Source organism: Pseudoalteromonas sp. SWXJ133, assembly GCF_015864365.1.
GTDB lineage: Bacteria > Pseudomonadota > Gammaproteobacteria > Enterobacterales > Alteromonadaceae > Pseudoalteromonas > Pseudoalteromonas arctica.
Genome location: NZ_JADYXJ010000009.1, coordinates 48,959 through 64,739 on the forward strand (window position 1 = coordinate 48,959; position 15,781 = coordinate 64,739).

Here is a 15,781-nt window from a genome sequence, read left to right on the forward strand (position 1 = left end):
CTGTTTATTAACTGTAAAAGGGTTAGAATTTGGTTGACTCCACGCTAATGAATAGCTGTACAAATTCCTGCTCCTGAGCAGTAATAGATTAAGGAACATACAATGACACGAAATGAAGGCCAAGCCTCGGTTATCCTAGATAATGTCTGTAAGCTGATCCAGAAAAAAGTTCGCGCTGATAATGTGTTACTCGTTGAGAAATTCGCCAAAGCCTTGTACAGCAATATGTCTAAAGAGGATTTGGCAAACCGCAACGATAGTGACCTATATGGCGCAGCATTAAGCCTTTGGAACTCGCTAGAAAAAAATACTACCGACGACGCTGTTATCCGCGTTTTCAACCCTGAAGTGGCAAAAGATGGCTGGCAGTCATCACATACAATCGTAGAGATTATTACTAAAGACATGCCGTTTTTAGTTGATTCTGTTCGTATGGCCATGACTCGTGAAAATATCGCCTCTCACTTATTACTTCACTGCCCATTAAAAATTAAGCGCGATGAAAACGCTAAAATTTCTGGATTATCAAATTTAAAAGCAGAGCAAGAATCCTCATCTACTAAAACAGTATTTTTTATTGAAATTGACCGTCAAACAGATTCTTCTGTGATTGAGTCTTTCAAGAAAGAGTTAGAGTCGGTTCTTGTTGATGTATCAGTTGCTGTTGATGATTGGCAGCCAATTCGTAAAAAATTGATTGCAGTAACCAAAGAGTTACCTAAACGTCATCATAATAAAACGACAGAAGAAGTTTCAGAAACAACTGAGTTTTTAGATTGGTTAGCGAAAGATAATTTTACCCTAATGGGTTACCGTGAATATGAGCTAAGCCCAGTTCAAGGTGATTACCAATTAAAAGGTAAAATGGAATCAAGCCTTGGCTTGATGAAAAACTCTACTGAAGAACACACACGATTATTATCAGAATTACCAGAAGTTGCTCGCCAAGAAGCCCGCAGCAGCAATCTACTGATCTTGACAAAAACAAACTCTGTTTCTCGCGTTCACCGTCCAGCTTACATTGATTACGTAGGTATTAAGCGTTTTGACGATGAAGGCAATGTAATTGGTGAAGACCGCTTTATTGGTTTGTTCTCATCAAGCTTTTACAATAACAGTGCTACTGATGTGCCTGTTTTAAAAAGTAAAATCAACCGCATTATGGAAATGTGTGATTTTGCTAAAGGTACACACGCTTACAAAGCTGTTTTAAATATTTTAGAAACCTACCCACGTGATGAGCTAGTTCAAGCGCGCGAAAGTGAGCTACTTGAAGTTGCTATGGGTGTTTTACAAGTACAAGAGCGCGATATGTGTCGCTTGTTTGTACGTAAAGATGCGTATGGTCGCTTTTTATCTTGCATGGTTTATGTTCCTCGCGAACGCTATAACACGGCTCTTCGTCGTGAAACGCAAGATATATTAGCTAATGCATTTAATTCTGACGATAAAGTCGAATTTACTACTTATTTCTCTGAGTCAACACTGGCGCGTACTCATTACACCGTTCGTGTGACCGACAACAAGATCGAATATAACGTGAAAGACATCGAAAACAATTTAGTAGAAGCTGCACGTACGTGGGAAGATAAACTTCAATCTGCACTTTTAGAGTCTGCGGGTGAAGCACGTGGTAACGATTTAAATCGTAAATACTGTAATGCGTTTGCACGCTCATACAAAGACGAAGTGCTTCCAAGTGCAGCGGTTGTTGATATCGAAAAGTTAGAACTACTTAGCGATGAAAACAAGCTAGAAATGCTGTTCTACCGTCCTCAAGAAGAAGCAAACAGTAATATTGTACGATTAAGCTTATTCCATAAAGATGAGCCAATTCACTTATCTGATGTTATGCCGATGCTTGAAAACTTTGGCCTTCGAGTTGTTGGTGAAACACCATATTCAGTTAAAACCAGTGATGGTCGTATTAATTGGATTATGGACTTCTCTATGCTTATTGATAGCAAAGGGATGGCAGATTTTGATAAAATTTCAGCACGTTTTCGTGCTGCATTAACAAACGTTTGGGGCAACCGCCTTGAAAATGATGGTTTTAACCGTTTAGTGTTAATAGGTGGCCTAACAGGCCGTGAAGCCTCTATTTTACGCGCTTACGCTAAGTACATGCGCCAAATTGGTGTAACGTTCTCTCAAACTTACATTGAGAGCACATTTGCTAACTATCCAAATATTGCTGCGCAAATTGTTAATTTATTTGCTAAAAAGTTCTCGGTTAAAAACCCTGCAAGTGCTAAAACACTTGAAAAGTTAAGTACGCAAATTTACTTAGAACTCGAAAATGTAGCAAACCTTGATGATGACCGTATTATACGTTTATACGTAGATATGATTGTTGCTACGCTACGTACTAACTATTTCCAAAAAGACGATGCAGGTCAGTTTAAGTCTTATGTTTCGTTTAAAATACAGCCTAGTTTAATTCCGGATGTACCGCTTCCTCTTCCTGCGTTTGAGATTTTTGTATACTCTCCGCGCGTTGAAGGTGTGCATTTACGTTACGGTAAAGTAGCGCGTGGTGGACTGCGTTGGTCTGACCGTCGTGAAGATTTCCGTACTGAAGTACTTGGCCTAGTTAAAGCACAACAAGTTAAAAATACAGTAATTGTGCCAGTTGGTTCTAAAGGTGGTTTTGTATGTAAACAACTACCTAGTGAGCGCGAAGCGTTTATCAAAGAAGGCCAAGAGTGTTACAAAATCTTTATCCGTGGTCTTTTAGATATTACAGATAACATAGAGCGCGGTGAAGTAGTGCCAGCTCGTGATGTTGTTCGCCACGATGAAGATGATGCTTACTTAGTAGTTGCAGCCGATAAAGGTACCGCGACTTTCTCTGATATCGCAAACGGCATTGCTAATGAATACAATTTCTGGTTAGGTGATGCATTCGCATCAGGTGGCTCGGTTGGTTACGATCACAAGAAAATGGGTATTACAGCTAAAGGTGCATGGGAATCAGTTAAACGTCATTTCCGTGAAATGGACATCGATTGTCAAACGACTGACTTTACAGCAGTGGCAATTGGCGATATGGCGGGTGACGTATTTGGTAATGGTATGTTGTTATCTAAGCATATTCGTTTACAAGTTGCCTTTAACCATATGCATATTTTTGTTGATCCAAACCCAGATGCTGCTACTTCTTACCCTGAGCGCGAACGTTTATTTAATATGCCGCGTTCATCGTGGGATGATTACAGCAAAGAATTAATTTCCGCCGGTGGTGGGGTTTTCTCTCGTGCTGCTAAGTCAATTACGCTTAGTCCTGAAATGAAAAAAATGTTAGGCACTAAAAAAGCAAGCATGACGCCTAACGAATTGATCAAAGCCTCATTAATGATGGAATTTGATTTATTGTGGAATGGTGGTATTGGTACATACATTAAGAACTCTAAAGAAACAGATGCTGATGTAGGGGATCGTGCGAACGATGCGTTACGTATCAACGGTAAAGAGTTGGGCGCCAAAATCATAGGTGAAGGCGGAAACTTAGGTGTAACTCAATTAGGTCGCGTTGAGTTTGCTAGTAAAGGTGGCCGCGTAAACACGGACTTTATTGATAATGTTGGTGGTGTTGCGTGTTCTGACAACGAAGTAAATATAAAGATTTTACTTAATGGCCTAGTAGCTGAAGGTGATCTAACACGTAAACAACGTGATGAGTTACTTTATTCAATGACTGATGAAGTATCTGAATTAGTATTAAAAGACTGTTACCGCCAAACTCATACTATTTCAATTACGCAATCTAAGGGCACTTCGACGCTTAAAGAGAAGATTCGTTTCATCCATGCTCTTGAAAAAGATGGTAAATTAAACCGTGCTATCGAGTTTATTCCAAGTGATGAAGAGTTGGCAGAGCGCGCAGCAGCGGGTAAAGATTTGACCCGTCCTGAGCTTTCAGTGTTAGTGTCTTATGCAAAAATGGTATTAAAAGAGTCTTTAGTAAGTGATGAAATTACTGAAAACCCGTATTACCGTCAATTGCTTGTCAAGTCGTTTCCACGGCCATTGCGTGAGAAATTTAATGATGCGATGAATAATCATCCGCTTCGTAAAGAAATTATTGCAACTAAGCTCGCTAACAGCATCGTTAACGATATGGGCTTAAACTTCATGGTACGTATGCATGAAGAAACTGGTGCTAATGAAGCTGAGATTGCAATGTGTTACTCAATTGCTAGCGAAATATTTGAAATGCGCGATACATGGTCTTCTATTAGTGCACTTGATAATAAAATACCAGCAGCAGTTCAGACCGAAATGCTTTACCAACTTCGTCGTACTGTTCGCCGTGCAACACGTTGGTTCTTACGTCATCGCAATAAGTCTCAGACGATTGAACAGGGAATTGAATTCTTCGCTCCAACGTTTAAAGATTTAAGCGATAATTTAAATACGTACATGATTGAAAAAGAAAATGACCGCATTGTAATTGAAGCTAATAAGTTAATTGATGCGGGCGTTCCAGCAGATATCGCTAATCGTATTGTCTCGTTATCAAGCTTATTTTCTGTGATGGATTTAGCAGAAGTTGCTAATAGTTCAGGTAGAAATATTTCAATGGTATCGAATACTTACTTTAAACTAGGTGCGCGAATGGGACTGCATTGGTTCTTAGAGCAAATAACTAAGCAACCAGTAGCAAATCATTGGCAAGCACTTGCTCGTTCATCTTATCGTGAAGAGCTTGATTGGCAACAACGTACATTGTCTGAAGTTGTATTAAATAGCTTTGAAGGTGATGAAAGCGATGTTGATAGTCAAATAGATGAGTGGATGGATAGCCAAGATTTATTACTTCAACGTTGGAAACAAATGTTGGCTGAGTTTAAAACATCACAAAGCCATGACTTTGCTAAGTTCTCAGTTGCACTGCGTGAACTAATGCTACTAAGTCATAATTGCAATACATCAGGAAAATAATTTAGCTTTAATCAGTTATTTGTTTAGTAAATAAATAACTGATTGTTAAAATTGTTATACAATACCTCAGCCTTGTCTGAGGTATTTTTTTGTCTGAAATTTAAAAAGAGGATTATATTGATGTTTTATGATTTAGCTCGCCGTTTTATGTTTACCCGTGATGCGGAGTGGGCGCATGAGTTTGCACTTAATAATCTTCGTCGTTTTGCTAATACGCCTCTAAATATAGCTTGGTCACAAAGTGTTTCAGATAAACCCGTAAACTTTTTAGGTCTTGAATTTAAAAATCCAGTAGGGCTTGCCGCTGGCCTGGATAAAAATGCAGAATGTATAGATGCATTTAGCCAAATGGGATTTGGTTTTATTGAAGTTGGAACGGTTACACCGCGTCCTCAAGTTGGTAATGACAAGCCACGTATTTTTAGACTTCCAGAGTCAAACGCAATTATTAACCGTATGGGTTTTAATAATAAAGGTGTTGATAATTTAGTCGAAAATGTAAAAGCAGCAAAGTACAGTGGCATACTCGGTATCAATATTGGTAAAAATAAAGATACACCTAACGAGCAAGGTAAAGATGACTACATTCATTGTATGCGTAAAGTATTTGAGCATGCCTCATATATTACGGTAAATATTTCATCACCAAATACCCCAGGGCTTCGTGATTTACAATATGGTGCTGCACTTGATGATTTATTGCAAAGTCTTAAAAATGAACAGTTAGATTTAATTGCAAAGCATAATAAGCAAGTTCCTATGCTTGTAAAAATTGCACCGGATCTCGATCAAATACAAATAGAGCAAGTAAGTGAGTCACTTTTAAATAATAAAATTGATGGTGTAATTGCCACAAACACAACGCTTGAGCGAGCCGCAGTCATGGGGCAGCAATATGCACAAGAGGCGGGCGGTTTATCAGGTCACCCTGTTAGAATGCGCTCTACAGAGGTAGTAAGTGAGCTAAAACGCTTAACACAAGGTAAGCTACCAATCATCGGAGTCGGCGGTATTGATGATGCTACATCTGCAAAAGAAAAGTTAGATGCAGGCGCAAATTTAGTTCAGGTTTATACTGGGTTCATCTACAAAGGTCCACAATTGGTAAAGTCGATCGTTAACGGCTTATAAGGATCAGTTATCTAAGCTTTTGATCGTTAGCTAAATGTTCTAAGCAAACATTTTAAAAGTGGTCAAAAGCGGTTATACTCTGAGCAATAATTATTCAACATACCCAAGGAGGAGTAAATGTTACAAGCATCAAAGCAATGGCAGTGGATTACTTGTCCTGATAAAAATCGTTTGTTACTTGATTTAAATGACGACATGCAATTATGCACGCCTTATAAATTAAGACAGCTCACCGATTCTGTTTTTAAAAATCCACGTTTTAGTCTCGAAGATGCTGCATTTTACGAACAGGTTTATAATTATCTGGATGGATTTGAATTGTGGTCTGCGGCTCAAATTTGTCAAATATCATTAAATGCAACTGCTGTTAAGTATCACTTAAAACCCGTTTTAGCAAAAAGTTGGTTTTTTGAAGAATACACCGGGACAGAGCCAAGCGTAGAGGCAATAGTAAAATTAACATCTAAAGCGCAGTCAGGTGATTTTTTAATTGTAGAGCATTGTCCTGATGCATCTATTTGTTTGAATTTAAGTGAAACCTTTAAATTAGACGAAAACTTATCTTTAGCGCAATTTGAAGTAATCCGTATTTTGAATAATCGAGTACACCCTATCCTAAATCAGCAATATAAAAGTCAAACCGCCTAACCAAATTTAAGTCTTAAGCGTGTCTTTATGGCGTGTTTGTCGCCCAACCTATGTTATAATCCTGCGCAATTAGCTATTAAGGGTTATTACTTTGCAATTTATCGCACTTACTTCTATCGGAATCGAAAATTTATTGGTTGATGAACTAACAGAGCTTGGCGCAACCGTGTCTAAGCAAACTGTTGGTTCTGTTCGTTTTGAGGCTGACTCATTACTTGCGCAAAAGGTTTGTTTATCAACTCGTTTTGCAACGCGTGTGCTTATGCTTATTGAAGAAAAAGAAGGCGTAGATGACAAAAATAGCCTGTATAATTTTGCGCGCTCGCAACCTTGGCAAGAATGGTTTGGGCCTACGCAAACATTCGCTGTCGACTTCAACGGTACCAATGACTCATTAAAAAACACGCAATTTTCGGGTCTTGTAATCAAAGATGCGATTGTTGACTATTTTAATGATTTATACGAGCAACGTCCTAACGTTGATAAGCAAGATGCTAACGTGCGCGTAGTTGCACGATTAAATCGTTACGGCGTATCGATGTATATTGACTATTCAGGTCCTCGTTTGTCAGAACGTGGTTACCGCCAAGGCCAAGGTAAAGCGCCAATTAAAGAGCACTTAGCTGCTGCATTAATTAAGCGAAGTGGCTGGCTTGAAAATGTAAAACAGCCTTTATTCGATCCATGTTGTGGTGCGGGTACTATTTTGATAGAAGCTGCCGGTATGGCGCGAAACGAAGCGCCAGGATTATTCCGTGAAGGTTTTGCTTTTGAGCGTTTACCCAGTTTTAGAGCCGCTAAGTTTAAAGAGCTTAAAGAAGAGTTACTCGCTAATATTACTGATCCTAAATTGTGGTTAATTGGCCACGATTACGATGAGCAAGTATTAAGTAAAGCAATTGATAATGCTAAACGAGCCGAGCTTGACGACGTGATTAAGTTTAAGCAAAGTGATGCAACTAAACTTACAGCTGTTGCAAAATTACCGGGTGTTGTAATTTCAAACTTACCTTATGGTGAGCGTATTGGCTCTATGGCTGAGCTTGTTGATTTACACCGTAATTTAGGCGTTGGCTTTAAAAAGCACTTCAATCACTGGAAACTTGCCTTATTGGGTATGGACGAGAGCTTATTTAAACTTTTAAAACTTGTGCGCCTTAAGCGTTATAAATTTAAAAATGGCCCGCTTGATGTAGAACTTAACTTATATCAATTAGATGATAAGCAAGTAAGTTTGACCACAGATGACAAAAAAGCACTCAATTTTGAAGGCTCAACGTCATTTGCAAATAGATTGAAAAAAAATAAGCAAGGCTTAAAAAACTGGCTTAAACAAAATAAAATAGATGCTTATCGCGTCTATGAAGCGGATATCCCTGAATACAATGTTGCTGTAGATATTTATGGCGACTCTGCTGTAATTTTTGAATATGCAGCGCCTAAAGAAATTGATGAAAAAACATCAGAAAAACGCCTGCAAGACGTAATAAGTTTAACGGCTCAACAGCTTGAGATTTCACCTGAAAACATTGCTGTAAAAGTACGTAAAAAGCAGAAGGGCGAAGATCAATACACCGCTATGTCTAAACAAAACCGTACTATGGTTGTTGAAGAGTTTGGTGCTAAGTTCAAAGTTAATTTATTTGACTACTTAGACACAGGCTTGTTTTTAGATCATCGCTTAATGCGCCGTTATATTCAAGAAAATGCTAAAGATAAACGTTTCTTAAACCTTTTTGCATACACAGGTACAGCTTCTGTACATGCTGCTCTTGGTGGTGCTAAAGCCATTACTACAGTCGATTTATCAAAGACCTACTTAAAATGGGGCCAAGATAACTTTGATTTAAATGGTATTAGTAATACACGATACCGTTTTGAACAAGCTGATTGTTTAAAATGGTTAGAGCACGCGACAGCACAATATGATTTGATATTTTTAGATCCTCCAACGTTTTCAAACTCAAAACGTATGAAAGACGCGTTTGATGTACAGAGCGATCACATTAAATTATTAACGTGGGTTAAAAAGATTTTAAGCCCATCAGGTACCTTAATTTTCTCTAATAACAAACGTGGCTTTGTGATAGATGAAGTTGGTCTGATTGGTTTAGGTTTAAAAGCCATTAATATTTCAGATAAAACGTTATCACCAGACTTTAAACGTAATAAAAAAATCCATAATAGCTGGTTAATCACACATGGCTAAATGGGTTTTATACCACACTGATGGTTGCCACTTGTGCGAGCAAGCTGAGCAACTTATCACTGAGGTACTTAGTAATACGAGTGAGTTATTACTAATCGATATTATGACTGATGAGCAGCTTATAGCTGAGTATCAAATTACGATTCCTGTATTAAAAAGTGAAAAAGGCGAGCAATTATTTTGGCCTTTTACTTTACACACTGTGCGCGAATTTTTAGCACAAGCAGAATAAGAGCAAATAAGAACTATGGATTTAATTAGAATTTTAAAAGCACAACTTGCTTTTGGTACGCATGCTTTGCTTAACAAAGCAGATGCCGTTATAGAAAGTGGCGAAAGAGTATGTGTTGTTGGTCGAAATGGCGCGGGTAAGTCAACTCTATTAAAAGTGCTTGATGGCGAAGTTGTATTAGATGATGGTGAAATAAATCAGCTAGGCGGGATTAGAATCTCTCGTTTAGAACAAGATCCACCAAAAGGCGCAAATGGCACTGTATTTGATTACGTTGCGCAAGGTATGCCTGAGATTGCAAACTTACTAATTGATTTTCATCATGTAAGTAATGAGTTGCAAACAGTGTGTACTGATAAGTTATTAAACAAGCTTGAACGTTTATCAAATCAATTAGAAGCGGCTGATGGCTGGCGCTTTGATAGCCGAATTCAATTAGTGCTAACACAATTAGAATTAACGCCAGAAGCTAAACTTGAGTCTCTTTCTGGTGGTTGGTTACGTAAAGTAGCACTTGCACGTGCACTTGTTAGTGAGCCTGATTTATTATTACTTGATGAGCCAACAAACCATTTAGACATGGCAAGCGTCATGTGGCTTGAGCAATTTTTAAAAGAGTTTAAGGGCGGAATCGTATTTATATCGCATGACCGTGCGTTTATTCGCGCTGTTGCTACGCGTATTTTAGATTTAGACCGTGGTAAGCTTATTTCGTACCCTGGTGATTACGCTACGTACTTAGAGCAAAAAGCCCATGATTTAAAAGTAGAAGAAAGCCAAAATGCATTGTTCGATAAGCGTTTAGCCGAAGAAGAAACATGGATCCGCCAAGGTGTTAAAGCGCGTAGAACGCGTAACGAAGGACGTGTTAGAGAGTTAAAACAGCTTCGTACAGAGCGTAAGCAACGTGTTGACCAAGTTGGTAAAACTGATTTCAATATTGAAACAGCAGATCGCTCTGGTAAGTTAGTATTTGAAGCTCAACATCTTTGTCATGCATTTAAAGACAAAGTTATTGCTGATGATTTTTCTACACTGGTAATGCGCGGTGACAGAATCGGTCTAGTAGGCCCAAATGGTATTGGTAAAACAACACTATTAAAGCTAATGTTTGGTGATTTAGAACCAGATAGCGGCATAACTAAGCAAGGTGTTAATTTAGAATTTGCTTACTTTGACCAATATCGTGAAAAGCTTGATGAAGAAGCAACAGTTCAAGATAACGTTGCCGAAGGTAAACAAGAAGTGATGATGGGCGGCCGCTCACGTCATGTTTTAGGTTATTTACAAGACTTTTTATTCCCGCCAGCACGCGCTCGAACCCCTGTTAAAGCACTCTCTGGTGGTGAAAAAAATAGACTGCTATTAGCTAAACTGTTTTTAAAACCATCTAATATACTTGTTCTCGATGAGCCAACGAATGACTTGGACATTGAAACGTTAGAGTTACTAGAGGACATCATTAATCAATACCAAGGTACAGTGCTGATTGTAAGCCATGACCGTGAATTTATTGATAATACATGTTCAAGTGTATGGGCGTTTGAAGGTAACGGTAAAGTTACAGATATTGTAGGTGGCTATAGCGACTATGAGGCTTACGTTAACTATTTAGCTGAACAAGAAAAAAAAACGCAGCAGCAACCAGTAAAAAAAGTTGAAAAAGTAGTCGCTCCAGTTGCTAAACCTGCAGCTAAAACAAATAAACTCTCTTACAAATTAAAACTTGAATTAGAGCAACTACCGAATAAAATGGAAAAACTAGAAGCTGAAATTGAAGCTCAACAAGCTGTAGTTAGTGACTCAGACTTTTTTAAACAAGAGAGTGATGTAACAACTAAAGCATTGAACCATTTGGCACAACTTGAGTCTGACCTTGAAGCTGCGCTTGAGCGCTGGGAAGAACTTGAAGAATTACAGAATCAGTAGTAAGGACTAAAATGAAATATAAATTACTCGCTGCCAGTATTTTAGCGACATTAAGCACTTCAGCAACAAGTGCTACGTACCAGTTAAGTGAATTAGGGACTCTTGAAGACGCTAAATATTCTTATGTAACAGATGTAAGCGAAAGCGGGCATATTATTGGTTTCGCAAATGGTTTATACAATTTACCTATTGATATCAGCTATATAGATTTTACTGAAAATATTATTGAAAATAGCTACGATAATACAGAAGCTGCATTTGATTTAAGTGATAAAGAGATTACCTTTACACTTGATGACATTGAAAATAATGATGCAGTACTTACTAATTCTGATGCACATACTTTCATGGTTAGTTTTTTATCTTCAATTTCTACAAATTTTGAATATCAAAAATTAAGCTCATTAGTTGGCATAAAGTACAATGACACACAAGTAACAGAGCAACCGTTATTTGATGTTGCATCTGTTGATTATGATGGCTTAACGCGTTCAACTATTAACCTTTTTAATGCTGTAAGTGAAGACGGCGTTACTGTTGGTTGGGGCGGTGCACCTTATGACAAAGTATCTTTTACACCTGATGGTGAAGATGAAGCAGAAACGTGGTTCACACATGAGTTTATAGAGCGTGGGATTGTAATAAGCGCTGATGGCATGATCAAAGTTCCATTAGAACCAGAGTTTAATGAATACGGTGGCACAAGCCGCGCTAACGATATAGTCAAAACAAATAGTGGTTACACTGTTGTAGGTAATATCTCTACAAGTATTCCTGATGACAGACAAGATAATATTGATGATAACTGTGATAATGAAGACGAACCAACATCAGTGTGTATCAATTTATTAAATTCTAATATTTCACGAGGCTTATTTAATAAGCGTGCTGTTAAATGGGAACTTGACGAATCACTGAATGTTATTTCTGTTGAAGAGCTTGGTATGGCACTTACACCTGATGAAGGTGAAACGGAAGATGATGCATTTACAAGTACAGCTTTAGCTATTAATGCAATAGGCACTGTAGTTGGTTCATCAAATACGCGTTATTACAAAAATGACGATACGATTATTACAATGCCAGTTTATTTTAAAGACGGTGCAGTTACTGATTTTATTGATCAAGAAGATGATTGGCAGGCTGGTAAATCAATTGCTATTAATGATAATGATGTAATTACAGGTTATGCGACCAAGCGTATTGAAGGCACTCTTCGTAATAAATTCTTCTATCATGACATCGAAACAGGTAATACAGTTTTCCCAACTGATTATTTCTCAAGCTCAAGTTCTTATGGTAACGATATAAATAATCAAGGGTATATTGTAGGCGAAGGTGAAGTGGGTGTATCTGATAGCTCACGACTTAAAGAAGCCTTTATTTACAAAATTGGTGAAGATAAAATCACTAATCTAAACGATTTACTGCCTTGTTATGATACCGATGGCGAAACTGATTACGCTTATTCTATGGTTGAAGCAACAGCTATCAATGAAAATAATGAAATATTTGGTACTGCGACTAAGACAGTTGAAAAACTTGATTCTTTAGGCGGTGTTGTAACTGATATCAATGGTGAAATTGAATACGAGAGTATTGCTATTGCAGTTAAATTAACGCCAATTGCAAATGGTGAAGTAGAAAACTGTGCTCCACCAGAAGCAGAGGTTTATGAACGTAACTCTGCTAGCTTTCCTTGGTATACATTATTGCTATTACCATTAGTTGGCTTAAGACGTATATTTCGCTTTTAAAGTTTACTAATATTGATTATAAAAAACCAACTTAATAAAGTTGGTTTTTTTTCGTCTATAATATTTTATAAGATTAGGATTGCCATGAATCTTATAGTTATTATTTAGCTTTAAGGCTACTAATTATTTCGCGATAACCATGCTTTTTTAACAGAACGGCGCCAAATAATATCAATACTAAAATAGCCGATAATTGATGCAATAGAAGCACATACTAACGAACCTAGTAAAAATGCAGGACCAATAGTTTCTATGCTCTCTAGAAACCAAGACCAACTAGCTTCAAATACAAAGTGTTGCTCAGGCTGATTAAGTATTAATGTACCCACTAAGTATGAGCCATAAAAAATAGGTGGCATAGTTAGAGGGTTTGTAAGCCATACTAATGCAACTGAGATAGGTAAATTAACTCTAAATAATATAGCACCGGCTGCTGCTAAAACCATTTGAAAAGGAACAGGGATGAAAGCAAAAAATAACCCGACTGCAAATGCACCTCGAGCAGAACGTCTATTTAAATGCCAAAGATTTGCATCTTGTAAAAGGCGTCCAAATATTCTTAGTGATTTATGATGTCTAATTTTATTTGGATCAGGTAAAAATCTTTGGATCGTTTTTTTAGCCATTTAAAGCAACCATTTACATCAGTGTGGATAAGTCTTGGGTTTGTAATTGGCTGTATAGCAACCGTATTTTATTATCAAACTCTCGAATTTACAGTATTCACAATTTTCATTGTTATAGTGAGCGCTTATTTTAAGCCGTTTTTAAATGTATTGTTAGGCTTTATTTGTGCAATTTGCTTCGTTGGTCTGCATTTTTACGTTTTTTATAGTTTTGAAATACCAAAACCGGATGAAAAGTATGCACTTGATTCTACATTAATTGTTGAAGAGGTTATTTCTGACAAAAAACCTCAATATATTAAAGTTAAAATAGTGGCATTAGAAGGGAGTGATTTTTCGGATTTTAGAGCACCCAAAGCAATGCTCAGTGTTAATTCTACACAGCCTTTAATAGTAGGTGATGAATTTTCTGCTTTAATTCATTTAAAACATTTTCGTAGTAATAAAAATTTTAATGTATTTGATAATGAACGTTATGCTTTTATAAATAGAATATTATTTAAAGGTAAAGTGCTTAATAAAAATCTTAATATTATAAATAGCGACAAACGAAGCATAATTTTAGATTATCAACACTTCCTTAAAAACACTTATACGGATACAAAATTACAGTGGCTCTATTATGCATTGCTTAGCGGTGAAAAATCTTTGATGAGCTACGCTGACAAACAATTAATGCAATCTCTTGGGCTAAGTCATTTACTTGCTATATCGGGGTTACATATAGGTTTGATTTTTAGCTTCGGTTATCTATTTACTCGATTCATTTTTGCAAAAATTAATTCTTCGATTTTGCAATCATTCAACCTGACTCTTTATTACAGTTCATGTGGATTTTTAGTAGCCTTGGTTTATGTGTACTTAAGTGGCTTTTTAGTATCGGCAACGCGAGCGCTTATCATGCTGGGTTGTTATTTATTATTGTATTTTCTTGCTAAGCAGCCGCTGCGTTGGCGGAGCATTTTATTTGCCTTGGTTATTGTTCTTATTGTTAACCCATTTAATTTACTCAATCCAGGTCTCTACTTTTCATTTTTAGCGGTTGCTATCATTTTTACAGTTATTAATAAATTACCAATATTAAACACTCGCATAAAAAACAAAGTTATTTCACTGTTTGTTATTCAAATAGCGTTATTTATTGGTTTATTGCCACTTTCACTCTATTTTTTTAATGGGGTAAGTATTGCAGGTTTGATAATAAACTTAATTGCTATACCGCTGCTTTCAATCATTATCTTACCTTTTTTAATTGTTTTTACATTACTGAGTATTTTCTTAGATATAAGTATTTTAATAAACCTGTTTGATACTGGCATATATGCGCTATTTAAATTGCTTAATGAAATACCAGAATCGTTAAGGTGGATAACAACTGGGAGAATTGACTCAATATTTGTCGTTTTTACTTATATTATTATGTTGATGGTTTATTTTCTTCCTTATAAATGGCTCGCTTATATTCCAGCAATAACGCTTTTATTAAATTATTTGCTAACAGAAAAGTCTAAGTGGCAACTACATGTATTTGATGTAGGGCATGGGCTTATGGCATTAATTGAAAAAGATAAACAAGTGCTTATTTATGATTTTGGCCCCAGTTATTTCAATCGCTTTAGCCGTACGCGAAGTATTTTATTGCCTTATATTAAAGCAAATAATTTAACAGTGAAAACGGCGATTCTAAGTCATGAAGATAATGATCACGCTGGGGGATTACAGCATTTCATAGATGCTGGCTTTGGTGAAACATTACAACAATTTCATCCTAAAAATACACATAATGTATGTGAAGTCATAAACATTGATTTTGCTGGATTAAAAGTACAAAGCTTTAGTACAAAAGGGTTTGGAAATGAAAATGATGATTCATGCGTTGTTAGAATATCGAGTAATACTCATAGCGTGTTATTTACCGGTGATATATCAAAGGCGCGTGAAGCATCGCTATTAGCGGATAATAAATCGTTGAAAAGTACAGTAATGTTAAGCCCGCATCATGGCAGCGATACATCCTCAAGTGTTAATTTTATAAATAACGTTGCTCCCCAAGTAGTTATTCATTCAAGTGCCTATAAAGGGCAGTGGGAATTCCCCAAGCCTCTTGTCGTCGAACGTTATAACCAAATAAACGCTCAGCAATTTACGACAGGCGTTGAAGGGCAAATTAGTATTAAATTTTATGCAAAGAATTTGGCTATAGAAACAGCAAGAGGGCAGGAAAGTTACTGGTTTATCAAAGATTGACGTTTAGTTTTATCTCATCGGAGGATACAATACAGATTGTTACTGTATTTAGAGAGTG

General features: G+C 36.9%; 9 protein-coding genes. 8 read left to right on the forward strand and 1 reads right to left on the reverse strand.

The window, feature by feature from the left end; all coding sequences use genetic code 11:
• The first annotated feature begins 102 nt into the window (after positions 1-102).
• From I6F40_RS08990 to I6F40_RS09020, 7 genes are all read left to right on the forward strand, one after another.
• On the forward strand, positions 103-4,944 hold the full coding sequence (locus tag I6F40_RS08990; protein ID WP_197192784.1) for an NAD-glutamate dehydrogenase: 4,842 nt from the start codon (positions 103-105) through the stop codon (positions 4,942-4,944).
• A 120-nt stretch (positions 4,945-5,064) separates the two neighbouring features.
• Positions 5,065-6,075, forward strand: a complete 1,011-nt coding sequence (pyrD, locus tag I6F40_RS08995) for a quinone-dependent dihydroorotate dehydrogenase (protein WP_010552659.1) — start codon at positions 5,065-5,067, stop codon at positions 6,073-6,075.
• A gap of 117 nt (positions 6,076-6,192) precedes the next feature.
• Complete coding sequence (locus tag I6F40_RS09000) at positions 6,193-6,723, forward strand: cell division protein ZapC (RefSeq protein ID WP_197192785.1); 531 nt, start codon at positions 6,193-6,195, stop codon at positions 6,721-6,723.
• 91 nt (positions 6,724-6,814) lie between these two features.
• A complete protein-coding gene (gene rlmKL, locus I6F40_RS09005) occupies positions 6,815-8,932 on the forward strand; it encodes a bifunctional 23S rRNA (guanine(2069)-N(7))-methyltransferase RlmK/23S rRNA (guanine(2445)-N(2))-methyltransferase RlmL (protein ID WP_007586899.1) in 2,118 nt (705 codons plus the stop codon).
• On the forward strand, positions 8,925-9,164 hold the full coding sequence (locus tag I6F40_RS09010; RefSeq protein WP_007586898.1) for a glutaredoxin family protein: 240 nt from the start codon (positions 8,925-8,927) through the stop codon (positions 9,162-9,164). The genes rlmKL and I6F40_RS09010 overlap by 8 nt, the downstream gene beginning before the upstream one ends.
• Positions 9,165-9,179: 15 nt before the next feature.
• Positions 9,180-11,093: an ATP-binding cassette ATPase Uup gene (gene uup / locus I6F40_RS09015; protein ID WP_010552661.1), complete on the forward strand. Its 1,914-nt coding sequence runs from the start codon at positions 9,180-9,182 to the stop codon at positions 11,091-11,093.
• Positions 11,094-11,104: 11 nt separating this feature from the next.
• Entirely contained in the window at positions 11,105-12,850 is a 1,746-nt protein-coding gene (locus I6F40_RS09020) for a DUF3466 family protein (RefSeq protein ID WP_197192786.1), read from the forward strand.
• Between the two features lie 119 nt (positions 12,851-12,969).
• Here I6F40_RS09020 and I6F40_RS09025 read toward each other — a convergent pair whose 3' ends face one another.
• Positions 12,970-13,476, reverse strand: coding sequence for a DUF2062 domain-containing protein (locus I6F40_RS09025; protein ID WP_010552663.1), 507 nt, complete (start codon positions 13,474-13,476; stop codon positions 12,970-12,972).
• Between I6F40_RS09025 and I6F40_RS09030 the strand changes: the two genes are divergently transcribed.
• Entirely contained in the window at positions 13,456-15,723 is a 2,268-nt protein-coding gene (locus tag I6F40_RS09030; RefSeq protein WP_197192787.1) for a DNA internalization-related competence protein ComEC/Rec2, read from the forward strand. The genes I6F40_RS09025 and I6F40_RS09030 overlap by 21 nt on opposite strands.
• The last annotated feature ends 58 nt before the right edge of the window (positions 15,724-15,781 follow it).

Coding starts and splice junctions, on each gene's coding strand:
- I6F40_RS08990 (WP_197192784.1), top strand. CDS start 103: ATGACACGAAATGAAGGCCAAGCCTCGGTTATCCTAGATAATGTCTGT.
- pyrD (WP_010552659.1), top strand. CDS start 5,065: ATGTTTTATGATTTAGCTCGCCGTTTTATGTTTACCCGTGATGCGGAG.
- I6F40_RS09000 (WP_197192785.1), top strand. CDS start 6,193: ATGTTACAAGCATCAAAGCAATGGCAGTGGATTACTTGTCCTGATAAA.
- I6F40_RS09010 (WP_007586898.1), top strand. CDS start 8,925: ATGGCTAAATGGGTTTTATACCACACTGATGGTTGCCACTTGTGCGAG.
- uup (WP_010552661.1), top strand. CDS start 9,180: ATGGATTTAATTAGAATTTTAAAAGCACAACTTGCTTTTGGTACGCAT.
- I6F40_RS09020 (WP_197192786.1), top strand. CDS start 11,105: ATGAAATATAAATTACTCGCTGCCAGTATTTTAGCGACATTAAGCACT.
- I6F40_RS09025 (WP_010552663.1), bottom strand. CDS start 13,476: ATGGCTAAAAAAACGATCCAAAGATTTTTACCTGATCCAAATAAAATT.